Origin of the sequence: Pseudomonas sp. CYM-20-01 (genome assembly GCF_023169845.1) — a bacterium.
GTDB classification, from domain to species: domain Bacteria; phylum Pseudomonadota; class Gammaproteobacteria; order Pseudomonadales; family Pseudomonadaceae; genus Aquipseudomonas; species Aquipseudomonas azotoformans.
Window position 1 is genome coordinate 6,055,350 of the sequence record NZ_AP025169.1, and the last position, 22,777, is coordinate 6,078,126.

A 22,777-nucleotide genomic window follows, 5' to 3' on the forward strand; every position below is an offset into this window, starting at 1 on the left:
CTCAATGCCCCTTGTGCTGGATGTGGGTGTGGTCGTCATCGCTGCCATCATCGGCGGCGGACAACGGACGGGCCGGCGTACGTTTCTGGCCAGGGCCACCGTGGGTGGGCTCGCTGCCTTCGTGGGTCTGAGGCCCTTTGCGCACCAGGCGCATCATATAACCCAGGCCCGCACCGAACAGCGCGAAGTACACCACCACGAACAACACCAGGGTGATGGTCATCTGCGCCAGGCTATGCCCGGAGGACGCGTCCGCCGTGCGCATCAAGCCATAGACCACCCACGGCTGGCGGCCGATCTCGGTGGTGAACCAACCCGCAAGAATCGCGATCAGGCCGGACGGCCCCATCCACAACGCCAGGTACAGGAACGGCTTGGACGTGTACATCTTGTCGCCCCGGCGCAGCCAGAGGCTGAATAGGCCAGTGAAGATCATCAGGAAGCCCAGGCCGACCATGACCCGGAACGACCAGAATACGATGGTCGAGTTGGGGCGGTCTTCCGGTGGAAACTCCTTGAGCGCCGGCACCTGTTTGTCCAGGGAGTGGGTGAGAATCAGGCTGCCCAGGTAGGGGATTTCTACCGCGAACTTGGTTTTCTCGGCCTTCATGTCGGGCCAGCCGAACAGGATCAACGGCGTCGGTTCGTTACCGATGTTTTCCCAGTGGCCTTCAATCGCGGCAATTTTCGCCGGTTGGTGCTTCAGGGTGTTGAGGCCATGGAAATCACCGATCACCGCCTGGATGGGCGCAACGATCAGGGCCATCCACATTGCCATCGAGAGCATCTTGCGGATCGCCGGGTTGTCCTTGCCGCGCAGCAAGTGCCAGGCCGCCGAGGAACCGACAAAGAACGCAGTGGCCACGAAGGCTGCCGTGGCCATGTGCGCCAGGCGATACGGGAACGACGGGTTGAAGACCACGGCGAACCAGTCGGTCGGGATCACCCGGCCGTCGATGATTTCAAAGCCCTGGGGCGTCTGCATCCAGCTGTTGGAGGAGAGGATCCAGAACGTGGAAATCAGCGTACCCACGGCCACCATCACGGTGGAGAAAAAGTGCAGCTTGCGCCCGACCTTGTTCCAGCCGAACAGCATCACGCCGAGGAAACCGGCTTCGAGGAAGAAGGCCGTGAGCACTTCGTACGTAAGCAGCGGGCCGGTGACGGCGCCGGCGAAGTCCGAGAAGCGGCTCCAGTTGGTGCCGAACTGGTAGGCCATGACCAAACCGGACACCACGCCCATGCCGAAGTTGACGGCGAAGATCTTCGACCAGAAGTGGTAGAGGTCACGGTAGGTGTCGTTGTGGGTCTTGAGCCACAAGCCTTCCAGCACCGCGAGGTAACTGGCCAGGCCGATGGTGATCGCCGGGAACAGGATGTGGAAAGAGATGGTGAACGCAAATTGAATTCGGGCGAGATCGAGCGCCTCCAAACCGAACATATGTCTTCCTCTGTCAGGTAATACCGGCTGCTGGCGGGAGCCTGCACCCACTGCCCCCACGGATATGGAGCCTGGCGAATTTCGATTCGTTTCTTTTTTTCAACCAACCGCGTAGGGAATCTGGCCCTGAGGCCGCCAGGCCGATGCCCGGGCGGGCATTGATCTGGATCAAGCATTGCTGAAAGAGTAGTCCCATTTTCAGGATTGAACTGTGTGGTCTTTTGCCGCGTGACAGACTGCCTCAGCTCAGTTGTTGCAACTATCTGTTACAACTTAATGATAATCTCGGCGCTCCCTCCGGCTCTGATCTGAATTCCCCGATGCCTAGTGAACCCGCGTTGCTGTTGCGTCACCACCGCCCTTTCATCGCGTTCTGGCTGGCGCGCATCTTTACCGCCAGCGGCTTCCAGATGCTCACCGTGGCCATCGGCTGGAACCTCTACCAACTGACCGGCAATGTGCTGGACCTGGGGTTGGTCGGCCTGGTGGAGTTCGTACCTCGCGTGCTGTTCATGTTGCACACCGGGCACGTTGCCGACCGCTATGAACGGCGCAAGGTGGCCGCCATCTGCCAGACCGTGCAGGCGCTGATTGCACTGAGCCTGGCCATCGGCGGCCTGACCGGCAACGTGACCCGCGAGATGATCTTTATTCTCGCCTTTCTGCTGGGTGCTGCGCGCTCCTTTGAAATGCCGACCACCCAGGCGTTGCTGCCAAGTATTGTGCCCAGCGCCTTGTTCCCGCGAGCCGTGGCCTCATCGCAGTCTGCCCAGCAATTGGCAACCATTGTCGCGCCGGCCCTCGGCGGTTTGCTCTATGCGTTCGGCAGCGTATGGGTGTATGGCCCCACCGTGGTGCTTTACCTCATTGCCTGCGTGCTGACCCTCAACCTGCCCGCCCGTCAGACTCCGCTCAACAAGGGCAAGGCCACCCTGGATTCGCTGCTGGCCGGCATCCGTTTTATCCGCAGCCGCCCGGACATCCTCGGCGCCATCTCCCTGGACCTGTTCGCTGTGCTGCTGGGCGGCGCGACTGCATTGCTGCCAGTGTTCGCCAAAGACATCCTGCTGACCGGCGCCTGGGGCCTGGGCCTGCTGCGGTCGGCGCCGGCGGTGGGCGCATTGTTGATGTCATTGTGGCTGGCGCGGTTCTCGGTGGACCGCCATGTGGGCCGCGTGATGTTCACGGCTGTCGGTGTGTTTGGCGTGGCGACCATCGCCTTCGGCCTGTCCACCTCCTTCTGGTTTTCCCTGGCGGTGCTGGTGGTGCTGGGGGCGGCGGATATGATCAGCATGGTCATCCGTGCGTCGTTTGTGCAGTTGGAAACCCCGGATGACATGCGCGGCCGCGTCAGTGCGGTCAATGGCCTGTTTATCGGCGCATCCAACCAGTTGGGTGAGTTCGAATCCGGCATTACCGCCCACTGGTTCGGCACCGTGCCCGCCGTGGTCATGGGCGGGATCGGTACGCTGGTGGTGACGGGCGTGTGGATCAAGCTGTTCCCGACCCTGGCGAATCGGGATCGCATGCACGTACCGGTGGAAGAGCCTATTCAAAAAACCAGCGTATAACCCATGTGGGAGGGGGCTTGCCCCCGCTAGCGCCATGTCAGTCACAGCATCGTTGACTGACACCCTCCATCGGGGGCAAGCCCCCTCCCACACTTGGATAATCAGTGCTGGCTAGACCGTGTCAGAGCACCTTATCGAGGGTGATGGGAAATTCCCGCACCCGTTTGCCGGTGGCGTGATAAATCGCGTTCGCCACCGCCGCCGCAACACCGACAATGCCGATCTCCCCCACGCCCTTGGACCCGAGGGCGTTGACGATCTCGTCATGTTCCTCGACAAACACCACGTCGATCTCGCCAATGTCCGCGTTCACCGGGATATGGTATTCGGCCAGGCTGTGGTTCATGAAGCGCCCCAACTGATGATCGGTCTGGGTTTCTTCATGCAGGGCCATGCCGATGCCCCACACCACCCCGCCAAGAATCTGGCTGCGGGCCATCTTGGGGTTGACAACGCGCCCGGCGGCAATCGCACTGACCACCCGGCGGACCTTGATGGTGCCCAGGTCCTCATCCACCTGCACCTCGACGAAGACGGCCGAATGGGTGGCGGTGCTGTAGCCCTCGCGTTTTTTGTCGGGCTCGCTGTCGACCTGCACTTCCAACGCGTCTTCGCCACTGTCCTTGACCAACTGCGCCAACGACACACTCACGTCACCGGTGTGCAAGTGGCCGTCTTCAGAGCGTACGGATTCTGCCTGCGTGAAGACCGGGTATGTCTGCCGGGCAATGGCCAGCAGTTTGCCGGTCAACGCTTCGCAGGCTTGCTGCACCGCCGTCCCCACCGAGGACACGGTAAACGAACCGCCCTGCAGTGGCGCGGTGGGCAGTGAGGAGTCGCCCAACAGAAAGGCCACGTCTTCGACCGCCACACCACTGGCCTGCGCCGCAATCTGGGTCATCACCGTGTAAGTGCCAGTGCCGATATCGGTGGTGGCGCTGCTGACCGTCAGCTTGCCCTGCGCGTCGATCCGCGCCTTGGCACTGGCCTTCATCTGCATGGCTTCCCACACACCGCCGGCCATGCCCCAGCCGATCAACTGGCGGCCGTCGCGCATGCTGCGCGGTTCCGGGTTGCGCTGGCTCCAGCCGAAACGCTCGGCACCTTCGCGGTAGCATTCGCGCAGGGCCTTGCTTGACCAGGGTTTGTCTTCGTTCTGGTTGCGCTCGGCGTAGTTGATCAGCCGCAGTTGCACCGGGTCGATCCCCAGGGCGCAGGCCAGTTCATCCATGGCGCACTCCAGGCCAATCACCCCGAGGGCAGCGCCAGGCGCACGCATGTCCAGGGGCGTGAACACGTCCAGGGGCACCAGGTTGTAGGTCAGTTGCACGTTGTCGCAGTGATAGAGCATGCCGCTCCACTCCACCACATGTTCGCTGAAATCCTCGAAGCGCGAGGTCTGGCCGATAGCGGTGTGGCCCAGCGCGAGCAAACGACCGTCGGCGGCCGCGCCCATTTGCAAACGCTGCAGGGTGCGCGGGCGGTAGCCGAAGGTAAACATCTGTTGGCGAGTCAGGGTAACGCGTACCGAGCGTTTGAGCGCCAGGGACGCCATCACCGCCAGCGGCAATTGGTACTGCGGGCGCAAACCGGAGCCAAACGCACCGCCGACGAACGCGGCAAAGATGCGCACCTGGCTTTTATCCAGGCCGAAGACTTTTTGCACATAGGCCTGGCAGTTCTGCGGGCCCTGGGTCTTGTCATGGATATGCAGGGTGCCGTCCGGCTGATACAGCACGGTGCTGGCGTGCGGCTCCATCGGGTTGTGATGTTCGACGGGCGTGCTGTAGTGCAGGTCCAGGCTGACGGCGGCGCCGCTCCACTCGGCCTGGAAGTTGCCGCGCGGCTTGGGCGGGGTTTGCGGCGAGGCATAGGCCTGTTCCTGCATGGCCAGCAGGTCGGTTTCGAAGGCTTCGGTTGCGTACTCGATCTCCACCAGGGAGCCAGCATGCCGCGCCAATTCGAGGTTGTCGGCGATCACCAAGGCCAGGGGTTGGCCGCTGTACAGCACACGGTCGTTGTACAGCGGGCGGAACGGTGAGCCGTCGGCCGCGTCGTCGTCCTGGAAAGCGTCGTCGTAGCTGGCGATTTTTGGCCGGTTGAGGTGATCAATTACCGCCACCACCCCCGGCAGCGCCAACGCCCTGGAAGCGTCGATACGCAGCACCCGGCCCTTGGCGACGGTGCTGGACACCACGCTGCCATGCAGCAAGCCATCCTCGGGAAACTCACCGGCGTAACGCGCCTGGCCGGTGACCTTGAGCAGACCGTCGACCCGGTCCAAGGGTTTGCCGATGGCAGTCATGGGCGCTCTCCTGCGACAGCGGCGTCACTCAGGGCACGAATGATGCCCCGGCGCGCCAGCTTGATTTTGAAGCCGTTGTGCGCCAGGGGTTCGGCGTCTTGCAGCAGGGCGTCGGCGGCTTGACTGAAGGTTTCGCGGCTGACGACCTGGCCGATCAGCCCGGCTTCCACCGCGCGGTCACGCCAGGGTTTGTGGGCCACGCCGCCGAGCGCCAGGCGTGCGTCGACGATGACGTCACCGTCCAGCTCAAGGGCTGCGGCTACAGACACCAAGGCGAAGGCGTAAGAGGCGCGGTCGCGAATCTTCAGGTAGTTGCTGTGGCTTGCCAGGTTGTCGGCAGGCAGTTCGATGGCGGTGATCAACTCATCGTCGGCCAGCAGGTTGTCGCGTTGCGGCGTGTCGCCGGGCAAACGGTGGAAGTCGGCGAACTCAATGATCCGCGCACCGCCACGGCCCTCGACATGTACCCGCGCCGCCAATGCCGCCAGGGCGACACACATGTCCGAAGGGTGGGTAGCAACGCACTGCTCACTCGCCCCCAGGATCGCATGGATGCGGTTCAAGCCGGTGCGCGCCGGGCAGCCGCTGCCGGGCTCGCGCTTGTTGCACGGCACCGTGGCGTCATAGAAGTAGTAGCAGCGGGTGCGTTGCAGCAGGTTGCCGCCAGTACTGGCCATATTGCGCAGCTGCGGCGAGGCACCGGCGAGGATGGCCTGGGAGAGCAACGGGTAATGCTGTTCGATCAACGGGTGCCAGGCCAGGTCGGCATTGCTCACCAGGGCGCCAATCAACAGCCCGCCACTGGCCGTTTGCTGAATGTCATGCAACGGCAGGCCGGTGATATCGATGAGATGCTCGGGGCGGCTGATGTTTTCTTTCATCAGGTCCAGCAGGTTGGTGCCCCCGGCGATAAAGCGCGAAGCAGCGCTGCTGAGGTGCACGGCCTCCTGTACGCCGGTCGGCCGGCTGTAATGGAAGGGGTTCATGGTTTGCCCTCCAGGACTTCCTCGATGGCATCGCGGATATTGCTGTAGGCGCCACAGCGGCACAGGTTGCCGCTCATCAATTCCTGGATTTGCGCGGTGTCATGGGCGCGGCCTTCGTTGGCCAGGCCCACGGCGGAACAGATCTGGCCGGGGGTGCAGTAGCCGCATTGGAAGGCGTCGTGCTTGATAAACGCCTGCTGCATCGGGTGCAGTTGGTCGCCGTCGGCCAGGCCTTCGATGGTGGTCAGCTCGGCGCCGTCGCACATTACCGCCAGGGTCAGGCAGGCATTGATCCGCTTGCCATCGCGCAACACCGTGCAGGCGCCGCATTGGCCGTGGTCGCAGCCTTTTTTGCTGCCGACAAGGTCAAGTTGCTCGCGCAGCAGGTCGAGCAGTGTGGTCCACGGCAACACATCCAGTTGGCGATCCTGGCCGTTGAGGCTCAGGCGTATCGAGTGGCTGACGAACGGTTGGGCCGCCGCGCCATTGGGGGTTGCGCTCATAAACACCTCACGGGTTGGTGGACATCCGCGGCGTTCAGGGAAGTCGCCGTCTCAGGGGTACGACTTCCCGGGGTAATGAGCGTTCAAGGTGATTGATCAGCGGATATTGAGCAGTGTCGTCAGGGTGTTCTGCGGAGGGTTGATCGAGGAGTTGCTGTATTGGAACCAGCCCTGGGCCTCCACGTTCAGGTCAAACACATAGATGTAGCCCATCAGCGTGCCGGCCCCGTTGCAGGCCTCGCTGATGTTGCCCACCTGGCAGACCGCCGTGCGCTGCCCATTGAGCTCTGCGCCATCAAAGCGGCCCATGGGGTTGTTGCCCAGGCCGACTTCCATGACCGACACTTTGGTAGGCCCACGGTGCGTGCACATCTGCGTGCTTTGCGCGCGCTCCGGAATGGCTTCCGTGCACGCCGCCGATTCAACCTTGAACACCCGCACTTCGCTCAACGGCGGTGCAGTCGCGCCCCAGGCCGGTGCTGCGCCGAGCAACAGGCTGATACAGGGGATCAGGGCTAGACTCCACGGGCTGGCGTTTTTCATGTTGCAGATGACCTTCGTTTAAACGTCGGCGCAGTATGCCTCAAGGCCTCGGCTGCTGGTATGATGCGCCGCTTTTTCCGATCCTCTCTGAAACCAAAGGCGCTTGGCGCAGTTTGTGCTTTGACTTAGAGGTCAACAAATCACGACGCCACAGAGCGTCACAGGGAGCAGGCATGCTGGAAAAGCTGTTTCAACTCAAGGCACACAACACCAACGTGCGCACCGAGATCCTCGCGGGCATCACGACATTCCTGGCCATGGCCTACATCCTGTTCGTGAACCCGAGCATCCTCGGCGAGACCGGCATGGACAAGGGCGCGGTGTTCGTCGCGACCTGCCTGGCGGCCGCCATCGGTTCGACCGTGATGGGCCTGATCGCCAACTACCCGATCGCCCTCGCGCCGGGCATGGGCCTCAATGCCTTCTTCACCTACACCGTGGTGCTGCACATGGGCCACACCTGGCAGGTGGCGCTGGGTGCGGTGTTTATTTCGGCGGTGTTGTTCTTCCTGCTGTCGATCTTCCGTATCCGTGAATGGATCATCAACGCCATCCCCCTGCCCCTGCGCTCGGCGATTGCCGCCGGTATCGGCCTGTTCCTGGCCTTGATCGCCCTGCACAACGCCGGGATCGTGGTCAGCAACCCGGCCACCATGGTGGGCCTAGGCGACTTGAAACAACCAGCACCGATTCTCGCCACCCTCGGCTTCGTGCTGATCGTAGCCCTGGAGGCCTTGGCCGTGCGCGGCGCGGTGTTGATCGGCATCCTGGCGGTGACCATTGTTTCCATCCTGCTGGGCGTCACACCCTTTGGCGGCGTGACGTCGATGCCGCCGTCCCTGGCCCCGACGTTCCTGCAGCTGGATATCAAGGGCGCGCTGGATATCGGCCTGGTCAGCGTGATTTTCGCCTTCCTGTTCGTCGACCTGTTCGATAACTCCGGCACCCTGATCGGCGTGGCCAAGCGTGCCGGCCTGATGGGCAAGGATGGCCACATGCCGAAAATGGGCCGTGCGCTGATCGCCGACAGTACCGCCGCCATGGCCGGTTCCCTGCTCGGCACCTCGACCACCACCAGCTACATCGAATCGGCTGCGGGCGTGAGCGCCGGTGGCCGTACCGGCTTGACCGCGATCGTGGTCGCGATCCTGTTCCTGCTGGCGTTGTTCTTCTCGCCACTGGCCGCCAGCGTCCCAGCCTTCGCCACCGCGCCGGCCCTGCTGTTCGTGGCGGTGCTGATGACCCAGGGCCTAGCCGAAATCGACTGGGACGACATTACCGTTGCAGCGCCGGTGGTGATCACCGCCCTGGCGATGCCTTTCACCTACTCCATCGCCAACGGCATCGCCTTCGGTTTCATCGCCTGGACCGCCATCAAGCTGCTTTCGGGCCGCTACCGTGAGCTGAACCCGGCGCTGGTGATTCTGTCGATTCTGTTTGTGATCAAGCTGGGCTGGTTCAACGCATGACTTTTGACGCCGCACGCTACACCGCTCAACTGCAAGACAAGGTCACGCGCTTGCGTGACCTGTTGGCACCGTTCGACGCGCCCGAGCCGCAGGTCTTCGACTCGCCGCTGCAGCATTTCCGCCTGCGCGCGGAGTTCCGCCTGTGGCGCGAAGGTGGTGAGCGCCACTATGCGATGTTCTCCCAGGACGACAAGCGCACGCCGATCCTGATCGAAGAGTTCCCCATCGCCAGCCAGCGCATCAACCAGTTGATGCCCCAGCTCAAGGCCGCCTGGCAAGCCAGCGCCGCCCTGAGCCACAAGCTGTTCCAGGTGGAGTTCCTCACCACCCTGGCTGGCGACGCGATGATCACCTTGTGCTATCACCGCCCGCTGGACGAGCACTGGCACACCGCCGCAAACCAGCTGGCTGCCGACTTGAATGTCAGCATCATCGGCCGTTCCAAGGGCAAGCGCGATGTGATCGGCCATGACTACGTGGTGGAAAAGCTCGAAGTCGGCGGCCGTACCTTCAGCTACCGCCAGCCCGAAGGTGCCTTCACCCAGCCCAACGGCACGGTGAACCAGAAGATGCTCAACTGGGCCTATGAAGCCCTGGGCGATCGCCCGGATGATCTGCTGGAACTGTACTGTGGCAACGGCAACTTCACCCTGCCCCTGGCGACGCGCGTGCGCAACGTGCTGGCCACCGAGATCAGCAAGACCTCAGTGAATGCGGCCTTGAGCAACCTCGATGAAAACGCGGTGGGTAACGTCACCCTGGTGCGCCTCTCCGCCGAAGAGCTCACCGAAGCACTGAATGAAGTGCGCCCATTCCGTCGCCTGCACGGCATCGACCTGAAGCGCTACGAGTTCGGCAGCGTGTTCGTCGACCCGCCCCGCGCCGGCATGGACCCGGACACCTGCGAACTGACCCGGCGCTTCGACAACATCCTGTACATCTCCTGCAACCCGGAGACGTTGGCGGCGAACATCGCGCAACTGCATGACACGCATAAGATTACGAAATGCGCGATGTTTGACCAGTTTCCGTGGACGCACCACATGGAATCCGGGGTGTTATTGACTCGGCGGTAACTCGACGTCCTCCGGCTGCTTCTTGCGCGGCCGTCCGCCCTTCTTGCCATTGGCGCGGGCGGCGGCGGCTTTGGCGGCGCTGCTTTTGCGACCGTTGCGCGAGGCAACCAGGCTGATCGCCAGGTCCATCAGGGGTTTGCTGGTGGCAATCAGGCCAGTGATCGAAACGTCCAGGTCTTGGGCCTCACAGCACAGCGCCTTTCCGCCAAAGCCGACTTCCAGTTGCTCAAAGTCCTCCAGGGAAAACCCCGCGAACTCGGGCAGGCCAGCCACCGGCAGTACAACGCGACTGCCGTCGCTGAAGCCGATGGAAAGGCAGTTGTCTTCATAACGCACAGCGCTGGCACGGGCATAAAGGTGCCGTGTCTTGCGCCCTCGGGCTATCGCCTTTTCTACATCGGCCTCAGTGAGCGGTTTATAGGGTACAACTTTGGCTTTTACGATTTGCTTCATAGTTCAATCTCCACAAAACCCGGTGCCCTGACCAGATTCAAAATTGTTTTCTGCCCCACGACATCGTGCCGGGCACGCGCGATCACATAAACTCCAGGCTGAATGATCAGCCCAGGCAACACCTCGCGGGCCTCCCAATCCCAGGAATGATTTTCCAGGCAGACCGTTTGCAGGTATTCCCACCAGAGCCTACGTGCCCGCGCCAAGTAATGCCGCTGCATGATCGCCCAGCGTATTTCTTTCAAAACCGCCATGGGTGGCCGCCGCCGCTCAGGCTCTACGTCCCACAACTCCACGTCCCCATCCAGAAAACTGAAACGAAAACGCGCATCCCATTCCTTGCCCCGCACATGCACATGGGGCGGGCAATGCTCATCCCTGATAAACACCGAAATTACATATCCCTTGTAAGCGCCTATTCTCAGGCGTAACCCATCCGTTAGGTTATTTTCCGCCAGGTAACAATTTTCCCCTGCCACCCGACAACCGGCTTCAACTACACGAAGCTGTTTCACAGACTAGTAAGCACAAAAAACCCGGCGACGGCCGGGTTGTAACCACTCATGCCGAGGGCTGGAAATACTCCGCCAACGCCCGCAGATCCTGCTCGCTCAGCAACCCCGCGTAATACTTCAGCTGAATCCTCGCCAGCAGATACGCATGCCGCGCATTCGCCAGGTCGCGGCGGGCAGTGAACAGTTGTTGCTCGGCGTCGAGCACGTCGAGGTTGACCCGCTCACCGCCGGCAACACTCTTCTTTGTCGCAGCGACCAACGCCGTGGCGGAGCTGACCGCCATTTCATAGGCGCGCACCTTGGCCGCGCCGCTGGTGTTGAGGTTGAACTGCTTGCGCAACTCCACCAGCGTGGCCGAGGTTTGCACGTCCAGTTCATATTGGGCCTGGGACAGTTGATTAGCCGCCTGGCGCGTGGACGCCGACACGCCACCACCGGCAAACAGCGGCAGGCTGACCTGGATGCCGACCGTGTTGGTGTCGTACTTCTGGTTGTAGCTGCTCTCCGAGTCGGAGTTGGTCTGGCGGCTCGTGGCGTACAAGCTGACCTTGGGCAGGTGCCCGGCGCGTTTGCGTTCCACTTCGTAGGAGGCCACGTCCAGGGCGTGGTGCTGGGATTGGAGTTCCGGGTTGTTGGCCATGGCCAGTTCGCGCCAGGTTTCAAAACGGTTGGGCTCCAGCGGCGGGATCTCGAATTGGCGCGTCAGCGGCGCCAGTTCTTCGATCTGCAACGGTTGGCCGACGATGGCTTCCAACTCGCGCAGGGCGCTGTCCTGGGTATCCTGGGATTCGATCTCTTCGGCCTGGGCCAGGCTCAGGCGCGCCTGGGTTTCCAGCACATCGGTACGGGTGCCTTCGCCGCCTTTGAGCAGGCGGTCATTGAGTTGCAGGCGCTCGGCATACGCGCGTTTCTGTGCGCGGCTCAGCTCGATACGTTCCTGTGCAAGTAAGGCCTGGCTGTAGGCATTGAGCACCCGCACCGCCAGTTCCTGGCTCTTGCCACGAAAACGCTCATCAGCCATCAAGGCCTGGGCGGTGCCCTGGCGAAAGCGCGCGTAGGCTTCGTAATCCAGCAGTGGTTGCTGCAAGGTCAGGGTCGAGGCATAACTGCGGTAATCACGGTCGCTTTTGACATCCCCCGCCGTCACTTCGGATTCATTGCGCGAGTTGTTATAGCTCCACGATAAATTGGGCAACAACGCCGCACGACCGATCGCGCGATTTTCTTCACCGCCCTCACGCTCCTGGATGGCTGCCTGGAAGGACGGATCATTGCGCAGGGCCAAGTCGTAGGCCTCCAGCAAACCCAAGGCGTGCGCCGCCGAGGTGCAACCCAAACACAAGGTAAAAAACAGCGCCTTCATTCTTCCACCAGGGCCATGTGGGTGCGATCCATCAGGGGTTTGAACAAGTAGTTGAGCATCGAGCGCTCACCCGTCTTGACGAAGGTTTCCACCGGCATGCCCGGACGGATCTGCACGCCGTCCAGTTGCTGCATGCCCGCCGCGCTGACCTGGGCGCGCAGCGTGTAATACGGCTCGTCGGTGCGCTCATCAACCTGGCGGTCGGCAGAGACCAGCGTCACCTCACCGGCCACCCGTGGCGTGGTGGATTGGTTGAACGCCGAGAACATCAACTCCACCGGCAAGCCCGGATGCACTTTATCGACCATCTGCACCGGCACCCGAGCTTCTACCAGCAGCGGCTCGCCCTGGGGCACGATGTCCATCAACGCCTGGCCGGGCTTGATCACCCCACCTTCGGTGTACACGTCCAGCCCCACCACCACCCCGGACGCCGGCGCTCGCACCAGGCTGTTGGCCAGTTCGAACTCGGCCGAAGCCAGGCGATTGCGCAGGTCGTCGCTGCGGGTGCGGGTCTCGGCCAACTGGCCGCGCAGGTCTTTCTGGAAGTCTTCGCCAAGCTGGCGGATGCGCAGACGCAGTTCCTGCACCTGGCGCTGCAATTGGCCGATGCGGCCGTAGTCTTCGGCGATGGCGCCGTCGATCTGGGAATACAGGCGCTCGCTGTCGAGCAGGCGGTTGCGCGGGATGTAACCGTCACGCGCCAACTCGCGCAGGCCTTGCAGTTGCTCATTCAACGCGGCCCGTTGCTGGACTTTGCTCGCCTGCGAATCCCGCGTGCCGCGCAACTGGGCCTCGGCGCCGGCGATGGTTTCGCGCAGGCCTTGTTGCTCGGTGGCCAGTGCCTGGGCACGGCTATGGAACAGTTGCCGTTGCAGGCTCAGCGTGCCGGTCGCCTCAGGATCGTTGAGCAGTTCCGGGCCGAAGGTGATCGCCGCCAGCCCTTCGCTTTCGGCACTTAAACGCGCTTCGCTGGCCAGGGATGCCAGGTACTGGCTGCGCAGGGACTGCATCTGCCCGCGCAACGGGGTTTCCTTCAAGCGCAGCAGCACCTGGCCAGCGTTGACCACATCACCGTCGCGCACCTCGATACGTTCCACGATCCCCCCGGCCGGATGCTGCACCGTCTTGCGATGGCCCGAAACCATGACCTTGCCCGGCACCGCCACGCCCTTGTCCAGTGGCGCCCACGCTGCCCAGCCGAGGAACCCGGCAAAACCGCCGAGCACCAACAGCCAGCCCAACCGTGAATATTTTTTATCATCCAGCGCCAGCACGTTGTTCGGCGCATCACTGATCAGCACGGGTTTGCTCTGGCTCATGCCTGTTTTCCTTCACCGAGGCGGTAACTCATGCTCAGGGTCGACACCGGTTTGCTCGCTGCCGGTTTCTGCCGCGCCTCCAACACCCGTGCCGTCGACCCGAAGGCCTGCAATTGGCCGTCCTTGAGGATCAGCAACTGGTCCGTGAGGGTCAGTACGTTGGGCTTGTGGGTGATCAGGATCACCGTGCGGCGCTGTTGCTTGAGCTGGGCGATGGCTTGGAGCAGGGCTTGTTCGCCGACTTCATCGAGGTTGGCATTGGGCTCGTCCAGCACGATCAGCGCGGGCAGGCCATACAGCGCACGCGCCAGGGCGACCCGCTGTTTCTGGCCACCGGACAATCCAGCGCCGCCCTCCCCCAATTGCGTGTCGTAGCCCAGGGGCAGTTGCAGGATCAGCTCATGCACGCCGGCCATTTGCGCGGCGGCAAGGACTTTGTCCGCCTCGACCTCGGCAAACCGTGCAATGTTTTGCGCGATGCTGCCGGCGAACAACTGGATGTCCTGCGGCAGGTAGCCGATGTGCGGGCCCAGTTGCTGTTTGTCCCACAGGGCCAGGTCGGCACCGTCCAGCCGCACCTTGCCGGCCAGGGGTGCCCAGGCGCCCACCAGTATCCGGGCCAGGGTGGATTTGCCGCAGCCCGACGGCCCAATCACCCCCAGCACCTCACCCGCCGCCAGGCTGAAGCCCAAATTGGCCAGCGCCGGTCGACGGCTGCCGGGGGCACAGGCGCTGATTTGCTCGACGCTCAGTTGCCCCTTGGGCACCGGCAGGCTCATGCGTTCGGGCCGTGCCGGGTTGGCCTCCAGCATCTGTGACAGGCGATCAAACGCCAGGCGCGCCGAGCCCCACTGCTTCCACACGCCGATCAACTGGTCGATCGGGCTGAGCACGCGGCCCATGAGGATCGAACCGGCAATCATCATCCCCGGCGTGATGGCGCCCTGCACCGCGAGCAACGCGCCCAGGCCCAGTACCAGCGACTGCAACGCCAGGCGCACGCCCTTGGACCAGGCGGTGACGGTCGCGGTCTTTTCACTGGCCAGGTTCTGCTGCGCCAGGAACGCCTGGTGCTGGCCGAACCAACGCGCGCGCAACGTGGCGAGCATGCCCATGGCTTCAATAGTGTCGGCATTGCGCAGGTTGGCCGTGGCCTGCTGGCTGGCGCTGATCGACAGTTGGCTGGCCAGCGCCATCGGCGCCTGGCTGACGTGATGGTTGACCCACGCCAGCACGATCAGCAGCACCGCACCGACCAGCGCCAACAGCCCGAGCCAGGGGTGGAACAGGAAGATCACCAGCAGGTACACCGGAAACCACGGCGCGTCGAAAAACGCGAACAACGCCTGGCCGGTGGCGAACTGACGCAACGTGGTCAGGTCATGCAGCGCCTGCCCGGCCGCCTGGGTGCCGCCCTTGAGTTGCGCTTCGAACGCGGCGTCGTACACCCGCTGGTTCAAGCGCATGTCCATCTGCGTGCCGAGGCGGATCACCACCTGGCTGCGCACCCACTCCAACGCGCCCATCAGGCCAAACAGGCCGAGGATCATCAGCGTCAGCATGAGCAGGGTCATCTGATTGCCCGAGGCCAGCACCCGGTCGTACACCTGCAGCATGTACAGCGCCGGGGCGAGCATCAGCAGGTTGATCACCGCCGAGAACAGGCCGATGTTGAAGAAGCCACTTTTATAGGCCGTGAGGGCGGCCAGGGTTTCGTTGCCGGCGTGGCGCATCTGGGGATTCTCAAAGGGTTGAGCGGGCAGCGCCGTCGCGTTGACAGGCGGTACGACGCTGCGCAGAATTCGGCACCGCCGTCGCTGAAGAAATAGAAGGCTTGGGCGACGGCGGTGTGTCATGCGGCGAATGGGAGAGCGATCTTCCATTCGCTTTTTTGCTTAAGCGGCCAGGGCGAAGTCCTGAGGCACGTCTTGCACGCCCACCAGGGCCACATCGGAGGCGGCGACAGCAGCCGAGTCCACATGGGCCACACCGGCTGCGGCCAGTTGGTCGAACGTCGAGTTGATCGACAGGCTTGGGTCGATGTCCTTGAGCAGGGAGTCGATCGCCGACGCCAGTGCCGAGCTGTCGCCGCTCATCAGGCCGTAGATGATTTTGTGCACCTGGCCATCGCGGCCTTCGGCCTGCAGGCTCGACAGGCCCAGGTTGGCGAAGCTGACTTCCTGCTCGGCGAGGGCGTAGCTACCGCCGGCAGCGCCGCCGGTGAGGACAGTGCCCAGGTTTAGCGAGTCGATCGAACCCCACAAGGTGTGCGACGGCGGGTTGAACAAGGTGTAATGCAGGTCGCCGTTGGCCACCACCGCCGCGTTGCTGACAGTGCTCGACACGCCATATTGGGTACCGTCGAACGGGCCAGGATTGAAACCACCAGTGTTCGAACCCTCTTTGACCGACCCTTCACGGTGGTTCAGGTCACCAAAGTAAGCCGACCAGTCGCTCAGGTACTCGGCAACGGTGTTAGCGGCGTAGGCGGTGCTGTATGAAATAGAAATGCTCATGCAAAACTCCAAGTCATGGGGTGGTATCTCCGCAGCAAGCCAGTGCCTGCTGTGGTTTTGCCCGTCACTGGGCAAAATCGGTCAGAACTGATATTCAACGGTGCCCTGCAACGTGCGCCCACGCCCCAGGGTGAAGGCCAATACGTCGCCCAGTGGCACCAGGTAGGCGCGGTCGGTGACGTTTTCCATGGCCAGGCGCAGGGTCAACTGCTCGGTGGCGCGGTAGCTGCTGTACAGGTCGTAGACGGTGTAGGGTTTCCAGTCGGCCGGATAGACACCGGTTTGCGAGGTGGTCACGCCGGCGCCACCTTTGACGTAGTAACCGCCGCTGTAGCGCGCACGAACCCCTACATCCAACTTGCGCTCAAGGAACCGCGCACCCAGCGTCGCGGTGCCACGGTCCATCGGCATGTGTTCGGAGGAGCCCAGGATCGCGCTGCAGCTCTGCCCCGCATTGGCCACGTCGTCCGGCACCATCGCGTCTACCGGCGCCCGGCTGCCCGGCCCTTTCTGGATCTTGGTGACGCCACCCAGCCACGCGGTCTTGCTGCAGAACGTATTACTGCCGAGCATGCGCGTGTAGTTGAACTGGCCGTAGGCAAACCCGGCGTCGTAATCCAGCTGATACTCAAGGCCGCGAAAACGCGTGGTTTCCAGGTTGTTCACATACGCCGCATTACCGATGTTGGCGATGCCATAACCGGGCGGCTGCACCCCCAGGGCCATATAGGAAAAGTCATCCACGCGGGTGTTGAAGTAGGAGACCTTCATGCCCACGCGGTCCTCGGCGAACAGCAGGTCTTCCTTCAGCACGTTGAAGCCGACCTCCCAGGCCGTGGACGTCTCGGGCTTCAAGTAAGGGTTGGGGAAAATCGATTCCGAACCGCCGCCATGTGGCCGGCCGCTGACCAGCGATTCGGTGACGGCCGGCGGGCGCCAGCCCTTGCCGTACGTGGCAAACAATTGCAGCCAATCCACGCCGGGCTTGACCGACAGGCCAAAGGTCGGCGAGAAATGCCCTTCCTCCCGATCCACGTCATAGGTCATGGGCAAGCCGACCTGCCGAGTGGTGCCGATAATGAAGGTACGGGTGTTCAGGCCGGTTTCACCGCGCAGCCGATAGCGGTCGTAACGCAACCCGGCATTGAGGTTCAGCCAGTTGTCGTAGTCGTAGTCCAGGCGCGCGAACAGGCTGCCCATTGCCCGATCACCCTTGGGCGTGATGCTTTCCGCCGCCGAGGCCGTCACCGCCGAATCGGCGGCCACCATCTGGTTGGAGTCCGGCCGGACCTTGTCGTAGAAAAACTCCAGGCCATAGTTGGCCTTGATCACCGACAGTTCGCTCAAGGCAAAGGTCGAAATATTCTGCGCCTGCACACCATAGGTATTGGTCTGGTAGGTGACGTCATAGCCCTTGCTGCTGCCACGGGTCAGCGTGGTCTGGTCATTACGGGTGTCGACGTAATAAAGCTTGGCCTTGAAATCGATCAGCGGGTTGTCCGGCGTGTAGCTGTAGTCCAGCGCGAAGTTCTGCGCCGTGACGTTGCTGCTGCCGAGCTTCTCCCACAGCTGGGCTTTTTCGGCGGTCATCATGTTGACGTCGTCGTAATTGACTTCGGTGGTCAGGTAGCTCAGTTGCAGGCGCTGATCCACGGGCAGGTTCAGACCCAGCTTGAGCAGGCGCGAGCGCATCACCGAGCCGGTGTACTCAACGGTAGAGTTTTTGATCCGGTCTTCACTGGCCGGCAGGAAGGAACTGCCGGTGCGCAACTCACCGATGCTGCCCCGGGTGCCGGGTTTGTAGTCGCCGAGATGACGCTCACTGGCGGCCACCAGCATGTCCCACACATCGGTGCCCACGGCAAACGCCGAACTACCGATAAAATGCGTGCCGTTGCTGCGCCCGCCCAACCCGCTGGTCAAACGGATGCGCCCACCGATTTCCTTGCCGCCCTTGAGCAGGTCGGCCGCTTCCACGGTGCGAAAATTGGCCACCCCGCCGATCACCCCGGCGCCGCCCATCGTAGACGTGGCGCCCTTCTCGATCACCACCTCCGAGAGCAATTCCGGGTCGACATACAGCGTGCCATTGCGTTGCTGGTGACCACTTTGCTGGTAGTTCTGGCGCATGCCGTCCACTGACATGTTGACCCGGCCGTAGTCCTGGATACCGCGAATGTTCACCGACAGGCCAGGGTCTTGCTGGCTGACCGCCGAGTAGACACCCGGCGCCTCTTCGAGCATCTCGGCGGCATGCCGTGGCGGGTTGCGGTCCAGTTGCTCACGCCCGACCACACTCACCGAGCGTGGCGATGCATACACCCAGTCGTTGGGGTGCAGGCCGGTGATCGTGGTGGTCGCCAGCGCCAGTGCGGCGCCGCTCTGCTCCACGCGGGTCAGGGTGACTTGGCGCTCGCCATTGAAGCGATACTCCACTGGCGCATTCCCCAGCAGACGCGCCAACCCTTCCTGCACGCCGTATTGCCCCTTCACCGCCGTGCTCTGCAAACCGGCCAGGCGCTGGCTGTCGAACAGCACTTGCAGGCCGGCCTGGTCGGCGAATGCCAGCACGGCACTGCCCAGGGGTTGCGCGGGGATATCCAGCATCAGCACCGCAGGTTGCGCCGCATTCGCCTGAGACTGAGCAGCGAATACTGGAGCCACTGCGGCGAACAGGCCCAAGTGGATGGCCAGGGCTAACCGGCTTGCGGTGATACGCCCCTTGTTGAGTGCTGACATTTCTGTGGTTCCCTGCGTTGAGCGTTTTCTTGTTTATGCGAATGCTTCTCACCTAGCAAGACGTGCGACGCGCAGGAAGTCAGTAAGGTTTTTTGAAAGTTTTTCAGGAAGGGGGATTTCAGGCGGTGGGAGCTGGCCCCCACCGGGTCATCAATAGATCAGGCTGAGGCCTGCCAGGTCCAAGCGTTGCACTTGCAGTTCCTGGGTGAGCGTGTCGAGAGCGGTGTCGAGCATGTCGAGGCGGAACACACCGCTGACTTCACGATCGCCCAATGCCGAGTCGATCAACACCACGCGCCCGGGGCGGTAGCGGTTGAGCTGTTCGATGACGTTGGCCAACGGCTGGCGATCAAAGATCAACACACCGCGTCGCCAACTGGTGGCGCGCGCTACGTCGAGCTGGTCCAAAGGGACGATGCCTTCCTGAGTGCTGTAGCGTACGGCCTGGCCTTCTTTGACCACTCTGTCGGCCGGACCTTTTTTCGGGACAGCTTGCAGCGTGACCTCGACACTGTGCTCCAACACGCCGGTCCACGCCTGGCTATCGCCCTCGCGCTCCACCACAAACCGCGTGCCCAGCGCCCGGGTTTGTCCCCCGGCGCTCTGCACCACGAACGGTCGGGTTTCTTCGCCCACCCTCGGTGCCACATCAAAGATCGCCGAGCCTTGCAGCAGGCTGATTCGGCGTTGCACACCGTCGTAATCCAGGCGAATGGCACTGCCGGAATCCAGCTCGACCTTGCTGCCATCGGCCAGGTGCACGGTGCGCACTTCGCCTTTTTCGGTGATGTAGTCGGCCTGCATGCGCAGCAACAGGTCCGGCCCACGCCCCCAGCTGACACCGGCTACCACCACGACCAGCGCAACGGCAGCCGCACGTTGCCATGGCCGGCGCCGCCTGGTCCCGCGCACAGGCTGCGTCGCCGCCGACGGGCGCTGGCGGTTCACCGGCGGCTCCTTGTACGCCTCGCCCAGTGCCGCCCAGGTCTGTTCGGCAAAGCGCAATGCCGCTTCGTGGCGGCTGTCGCAGGCGATCCAATGCCGCAACTCGGCCTGCTCCTGTTCGGTCAGGGCACCGGCGTGCAGGCGCACCGCCCACTCGGCGGCCTCCTCGGTAATGCTGTGCTGTTGCGGACCCTGGCTATTCACGTGTGAATCTCGAATTTTTCGTTATATAACGCTGTGACGAGTGAACGGGCGTTTTTCGGTAATTCATTCGTCGGATGGCGCCCTCTCGCCTTCCTGCAAGCGCTGCATCACGTAGGCCAACGCTTTGGCCAGATGCTTTTGTACTGAGCTGTCAGAGATGTCCAGGTGCCGGGCGACCTGGGCGTGGGTCATGCCTTCGATGCGGTTGAGACGGAAAATCTGCTGGGTGCGTTCCGGCAATTCCGCCAGTGCCTGCTTCAATGCCTGTCGCTGTTGCTGCGCCATTGCCTGAGCCTCCAACCCGGCCACGTCATCTTCAATCTCGGCCAGCGCCTCATGGGGCACGGAGTCTGTCTTGCGCCGCGCTTCCTGGCGAATATGGTCGATCAGCAGATTGCTCGCCGTTCGATAGAGATAGCCCTGGGAGTTGTCGATGCGCTCGCCGGCCGGCTTTTCCGCCAGGCGCAGGAAGCTCTCCTGCACCAGGTCTGCGGCCAATTGCGGGTCCCGTACCTTGCGCGCCAGATACCCGCGCAGGGTATCGGCATGCTTGAGAAACAGGCCTTTGAGATCCACGTCCGACAAACCGACTCCCTGGAATGTTAAGGAAACAGGCGGGCATCTTAAGCGTTGTCGAGAATGATTTTCAATTGATATCTAATCTGATCCGGCGGTATGAAAGGCCTGATTAACAGTTCGGTAATCGAACACATCCGCTGCGATCAATTGACCAAATTAACCAACCAGTACATTTTATCCCCACAACGAACAATAACTGTGGAGAGACGCCCCATGCCGCCTATCGTGCTGGTGCTCAACGGCCCCAACCTCAACCTGCTCGGCACTCGCGAGCCCGCCACCTACGGCCATGAAACCCTGGCTGATGTTGCTGCTTTGTGCGGCCGAAGCGCTGAACAGTTGGGCCTGAAAATCGAATTCCGCCAGACCAACCATGAAGGCGAACTGCTCGACTGGATCCACGGCGCCCGCGCCCGCTGCGCCGGTATCGTGATCAACCCGGCGGCCTGGACCCACACCTCGGTGGCGATTCGTGACGCGCTGGTGGCCAGTGAAGTGCCGGTGATCGAAGTGCACCTCTCCAACGTGCACGCCCGTGAAGCATTCCGTCATCACTCCTTTGTCTCGCCCATCGCCAAGGCCGTGCTCGCGGGTTTCGGCAGCCATGGCTACCACCTGGCACTGGAACACTTCAGCCAGTTGCTCAAAGGATCGGCCCGATGAAACCGCGCATTCTCGCCGGCCTGATCGGCGCCGGTATCCAGGCCTCCCGTACGCCCGCGCTGCATGAACACGAAGGCGATGCCCAAGGCTTGCGCTACCTGTACCGCCTGATCGACCTTGAACCCCGGCACCTGGATATCGACGCCCTGCCCGATCTGCTGCGCGCCGCCGAACTCACAGGCTTTACAGGGCTGAATATTACCTACCCGTGCAAGCAGGCGATCCTGCCGTTGCTCGATGAACTGTCCGACGAGGCCCGTGGCATCGGCGCGGTCAATACGGTGGTGTTCAAGGACGGCAAACGCATCGGCCACAACACCGATTGCCTGGGATTTGCCGAAGGGTTTCGGCGCAACTTGAGTGACGTCGCCCGCCAACACGTGGTGCAGATGGGCGCCGGCGGCGCAGGTGCGGCGGTAGCCCATGCGCTGCTGGCCGAGGGGGTGCAACAGTTGAGTATTTTCGACGTGGACCCCGCCCGCGCCCGCGACCTTGTGGATAACCTCACGCTACGTTTCGGGCCGGGCCGTGCCCAAGTGGGCAATAACGTGAAAAACGCCGTGGCCGAGGCCGATGGCCTGGTGAACACCACGCCGATGGGCATGGCCAAACTGCCCGGCACACCAGTGCCCGCCGCCTTTTTACGGGCCGAACTGTGGGTGGCTGAAATCGTGTACTTCCCGCTGGAAACCGAACTGCTGCGCGATGCCCGTGCCTTGGGCTGCCGCACCCTGGATGGCGGCAACATGGCGGTGTTTCAGGCAGTGAAGGCGTTTGAGTTGTTCAGTGGGGAAGTGCCGGATGCCGATAGGATGCTGGCGCATTTCCAAAGCATGAATACCTGACTGAGTTGGAATAAAAATCCAAATGTGGGAGGGGGCTTGCCCCCTCCCACATTTTGAATGCATTCCAACCTGAAACTTCAGGCCTGGAGGTAACGCATCACCGAATCACAAATCATGTCCCGATGCCGCTGTTTAACCGCCTCATCCGACAGGTCGATCTGAAAAATCTCACTGAAGGTATGGCGGTTGGACACCCGGTAAAAGCTGAACGAGTTGATCAGCAGGTGCACGTCCAACGGTTCCAGCCCTTCGCGGAACAAGCCCAGCTCGGCGCCACGGCGCAAGGTCTCCCCCAACCCTTCAAGGATCTTGCTGTTCATCGCCTTGATGGTGTCTGTGCGCTTCACGTACTCGGCATTGTGGATATTTTCGATGCTGACAATGCGCACAAAATCCACATTCTGGTCATGGTGATCAAAGGTAAACTCCACCAGCCGCCGGATCGCTTCACGCGGTTCCAGGGCCGTGAGGTTCATGCGCGTTTCGGTGTTGCGGATGTCGCCGTAGAGTTTCTCCAGCACCTCGACGTACAACTGCTCCTTGCTGCCGAAGTAGTAGTAGATCATGCGCTTGGAGGTGTGGATGCGTTCGGCGATCGCGTCCACGCGAGCGCCGGAAAGGCCCTGCTGGACAAACTCGACGATGGCTTCCTGGAGTATGTTTTCGCGGGTCTTTTCCGGATTGTTCTTACGACTCTTGCGAGGTGCCTCGGTGGTCATGGTGCGCTCACGGCCAGTGT

The 22,777-nt window shown here is 62.4% G+C and carries 20 protein-coding genes; 5 read left to right on the plus strand and 15 right to left on the minus strand.

All coding sequences use genetic code 11. The annotated features are described in order from the left end of the window. Nucleotide 1: 1 nt before the first annotated feature. A complete protein-coding gene (locus tag M2497_RS27555; protein ID WP_248484694.1) occupies nucleotides 2-1,441 on the minus strand; it encodes a cytochrome ubiquinol oxidase subunit I in 1,440 nt (479 codons plus the stop codon). 320 nt (nucleotides 1,442-1,761) lie between these two features. Here M2497_RS27555 and M2497_RS27560 point away from each other — a divergent pair, with 320 nt between their 5' ends. Further along, nucleotides 1,762-3,012 carry an MFS transporter gene (locus M2497_RS27560; RefSeq protein WP_248484696.1) on the plus strand — a complete coding sequence of 417 codons (1,251 nt, stop codon included), beginning with the start codon at nucleotides 1,762-1,764 and terminating at the stop codon, nucleotides 3,010-3,012. A 121-nt stretch (nucleotides 3,013-3,133) separates the two neighbouring features. On the opposite strand, the gene M2497_RS27565 is transcribed toward M2497_RS27560, so the two are convergent. The 4 genes from M2497_RS27565 to M2497_RS27580 all read right to left on the minus strand — a co-directional run bounded on the left by M2497_RS27565 (nucleotide 3,134) and on the right by M2497_RS27580 (nucleotide 7,349). Continuing rightward, nucleotides 3,134-5,317 carry a xanthine dehydrogenase family protein molybdopterin-binding subunit gene (locus M2497_RS27565; protein WP_248484698.1) on the minus strand — a complete coding sequence of 728 codons (2,184 nt, stop codon included), beginning with the start codon at nucleotides 5,315-5,317 and terminating at the stop codon, nucleotides 3,134-3,136. Next, entirely contained in the window at nucleotides 5,314-6,303 is a 990-nt protein-coding gene (locus tag M2497_RS27570) for a xanthine dehydrogenase family protein subunit M (RefSeq protein ID WP_248484700.1), read from the minus strand. Before M2497_RS27570 ends, M2497_RS27565 begins: the two co-directional genes overlap by 4 nt. Next, a complete protein-coding gene (locus M2497_RS27575) occupies nucleotides 6,300-6,806 on the minus strand; it encodes a 2Fe-2S iron-sulfur cluster-binding protein (RefSeq protein ID WP_071493627.1) in 507 nt (168 codons plus the stop codon). Before M2497_RS27575 ends, M2497_RS27570 begins: the two co-directional genes overlap by 4 nt. A gap of 96 nt (nucleotides 6,807-6,902) precedes the next feature. After that, complete coding sequence (locus M2497_RS27580) at nucleotides 6,903-7,349, minus strand: DUF4879 domain-containing protein (protein WP_248484702.1); 447 nt, start codon at nucleotides 7,347-7,349, stop codon at nucleotides 6,903-6,905. Nucleotides 7,350-7,522: 173 nt separating this feature from the next. Here M2497_RS27580 and M2497_RS27585 point away from each other — a divergent pair, with 173 nt between their 5' ends. Together M2497_RS27585 and trmA are read left to right on the plus strand one after the other, a co-directional pair. Next, a complete protein-coding gene (locus tag M2497_RS27585) occupies nucleotides 7,523-8,818 on the plus strand; it encodes an NCS2 family permease (protein WP_071493628.1) in 1,296 nt (431 codons plus the stop codon). Continuing rightward, nucleotides 8,815-9,894 carry a tRNA (uridine(54)-C5)-methyltransferase TrmA gene (trmA, locus tag M2497_RS27590; protein WP_248484704.1) on the plus strand — a complete coding sequence of 360 codons (1,080 nt, stop codon included), beginning with the start codon at nucleotides 8,815-8,817 and terminating at the stop codon, nucleotides 9,892-9,894. Before M2497_RS27585 ends, trmA begins: the two co-directional genes overlap by 4 nt. Here the strand turns inward: trmA and M2497_RS27595 are convergent. From M2497_RS27595 to M2497_RS27635, 9 genes are all read right to left on the minus strand, one after another. Continuing rightward, entirely contained in the window at nucleotides 9,877-10,347 is a 471-nt protein-coding gene (locus tag M2497_RS27595) for a DUF2442 domain-containing protein (protein ID WP_248484706.1), read from the minus strand. The genes trmA and M2497_RS27595 overlap by 18 nt on opposite strands. Next, the gene (locus M2497_RS27600; RefSeq protein WP_248488265.1) at nucleotides 10,344-10,772 is read right to left on the minus strand and encodes a DUF4160 domain-containing protein; all 429 of its coding nucleotides are present in this window, start codon (nucleotides 10,770-10,772) and stop codon (nucleotides 10,344-10,346) included. The genes M2497_RS27595 and M2497_RS27600 overlap by 4 nt, the downstream gene beginning before the upstream one ends. 136 nt (nucleotides 10,773-10,908) lie before the next feature. Continuing rightward, the gene (locus tag M2497_RS27605; protein ID WP_248484708.1) at nucleotides 10,909-12,225 is read right to left on the minus strand and encodes a TolC family outer membrane protein; all 1,317 of its coding nucleotides are present in this window, start codon (nucleotides 12,223-12,225) and stop codon (nucleotides 10,909-10,911) included. Next, complete coding sequence (locus tag M2497_RS27610; protein ID WP_248484710.1) at nucleotides 12,222-13,547, minus strand: HlyD family type I secretion periplasmic adaptor subunit; 1,326 nt, start codon at nucleotides 13,545-13,547, stop codon at nucleotides 12,222-12,224. Before M2497_RS27610 ends, M2497_RS27605 begins: the two co-directional genes overlap by 4 nt. Further along, nucleotides 13,544-15,280: a type I secretion system permease/ATPase gene (locus M2497_RS27615; protein ID WP_248484712.1), complete on the minus strand. Its 1,737-nt coding sequence runs from the start codon at nucleotides 15,278-15,280 to the stop codon at nucleotides 13,544-13,546. Before M2497_RS27615 ends, M2497_RS27610 begins: the two co-directional genes overlap by 4 nt. Nucleotides 15,281-15,442: 162 nt before the next feature. Continuing rightward, a complete protein-coding gene (locus tag M2497_RS27620; RefSeq protein WP_248484720.1) occupies nucleotides 15,443-16,063 on the minus strand; it encodes a heme acquisition protein HasA in 621 nt (206 codons plus the stop codon). An 81-nt stretch (nucleotides 16,064-16,144) separates the two neighbouring features. Next, nucleotides 16,145-18,802, minus strand: coding sequence for a TonB-dependent receptor (locus tag M2497_RS27625; protein ID WP_248484722.1), 2,658 nt, complete (start codon nucleotides 18,800-18,802; stop codon nucleotides 16,145-16,147). A gap of 150 nt (nucleotides 18,803-18,952) precedes the next feature. Continuing rightward, on the minus strand, nucleotides 18,953-19,951 hold the full coding sequence (locus M2497_RS27630) for a FecR family protein (RefSeq protein WP_248484733.1): 999 nt from the start codon (nucleotides 19,949-19,951) through the stop codon (nucleotides 18,953-18,955). A gap of 63 nt (nucleotides 19,952-20,014) precedes the next feature. Then, complete coding sequence (locus tag M2497_RS27635; protein WP_058427728.1) at nucleotides 20,015-20,536, minus strand: RNA polymerase sigma factor; 522 nt, start codon at nucleotides 20,534-20,536, stop codon at nucleotides 20,015-20,017. Between the two features lie 207 nt (nucleotides 20,537-20,743). Between M2497_RS27635 and aroQ the strand changes: the two genes are divergently transcribed. Then, nucleotides 20,744-21,193, plus strand: coding sequence for a type II 3-dehydroquinate dehydratase (aroQ, locus tag M2497_RS27640; protein WP_010206717.1), 450 nt, complete (start codon nucleotides 20,744-20,746; stop codon nucleotides 21,191-21,193). Beyond that, nucleotides 21,190-22,038 (plus strand): shikimate dehydrogenase, encoded by an 849-nt coding sequence (locus tag M2497_RS27645; protein WP_248484735.1) that lies wholly within the window; start codon nucleotides 21,190-21,192, stop codon nucleotides 22,036-22,038. The genes aroQ and M2497_RS27645 overlap by 4 nt, the downstream gene beginning before the upstream one ends. 77 nt (nucleotides 22,039-22,115) lie before the next feature. Here M2497_RS27645 and M2497_RS27650 read toward each other — a convergent pair whose 3' ends face one another. Then, the gene (locus tag M2497_RS27650; protein WP_033897904.1) at nucleotides 22,116-22,757 is read right to left on the minus strand and encodes a TetR/AcrR family transcriptional regulator; all 642 of its coding nucleotides are present in this window, start codon (nucleotides 22,755-22,757) and stop codon (nucleotides 22,116-22,118) included. Nucleotides 22,758-22,777: the final 20 nt, after the last annotated feature.

Coding starts and splice junctions, on each gene's coding strand:
- M2497_RS27625 (WP_248484722.1), bottom strand. CDS start 18,802: ATGTCAGCACTCAACAAGGGGCGTATCACCGCAAGCCGGTTAGCCCTG.
- M2497_RS27580 (WP_248484702.1), bottom strand. CDS start 7,349: ATGAAAAACGCCAGCCCGTGGAGTCTAGCCCTGATCCCCTGTATCAGC.
- M2497_RS27560 (WP_248484696.1), top strand. CDS start 1,762: ATGCCTAGTGAACCCGCGTTGCTGTTGCGTCACCACCGCCCTTTCATC.
- aroQ (WP_010206717.1), top strand. CDS start 20,744: ATGCCGCCTATCGTGCTGGTGCTCAACGGCCCCAACCTCAACCTGCTC.
- M2497_RS27650 (WP_033897904.1), bottom strand. CDS start 22,757: ATGACCACCGAGGCACCTCGCAAGAGTCGTAAGAACAATCCGGAAAAG.
- M2497_RS27615 (WP_248484712.1), bottom strand. CDS start 15,280: ATGCGCCACGCCGGCAACGAAACCCTGGCCGCCCTCACGGCCTATAAA.
- M2497_RS27570 (WP_248484700.1), bottom strand. CDS start 6,303: ATGAACCCCTTCCATTACAGCCGGCCGACCGGCGTACAGGAGGCCGTG.
- M2497_RS27605 (WP_248484708.1), bottom strand. CDS start 12,225: ATGAAGGCGCTGTTTTTTACCTTGTGTTTGGGTTGCACCTCGGCGGCG.
- M2497_RS27610 (WP_248484710.1), bottom strand. CDS start 13,547: ATGAGCCAGAGCAAACCCGTGCTGATCAGTGATGCGCCGAACAACGTG.
- M2497_RS27620 (WP_248484720.1), bottom strand. CDS start 16,063: ATGAGCATTTCTATTTCATACAGCACCGCCTACGCCGCTAACACCGTT.
- M2497_RS27585 (WP_071493628.1), top strand. CDS start 7,523: ATGCTGGAAAAGCTGTTTCAACTCAAGGCACACAACACCAACGTGCGC.
- M2497_RS27645 (WP_248484735.1), top strand. CDS start 21,190: ATGAAACCGCGCATTCTCGCCGGCCTGATCGGCGCCGGTATCCAGGCC.
- M2497_RS27595 (WP_248484706.1), bottom strand. CDS start 10,347: ATGAAGCAAATCGTAAAAGCCAAAGTTGTACCCTATAAACCGCTCACT.
- trmA (WP_248484704.1), top strand. CDS start 8,815: ATGACTTTTGACGCCGCACGCTACACCGCTCAACTGCAAGACAAGGTC.
- M2497_RS27555 (WP_248484694.1), bottom strand. CDS start 1,441: ATGTTCGGTTTGGAGGCGCTCGATCTCGCCCGAATTCAATTTGCGTTC.
- M2497_RS27575 (WP_071493627.1), bottom strand. CDS start 6,806: ATGAGCGCAACCCCCAATGGCGCGGCGGCCCAACCGTTCGTCAGCCAC.
- M2497_RS27565 (WP_248484698.1), bottom strand. CDS start 5,317: ATGACTGCCATCGGCAAACCCTTGGACCGGGTCGACGGTCTGCTCAAG.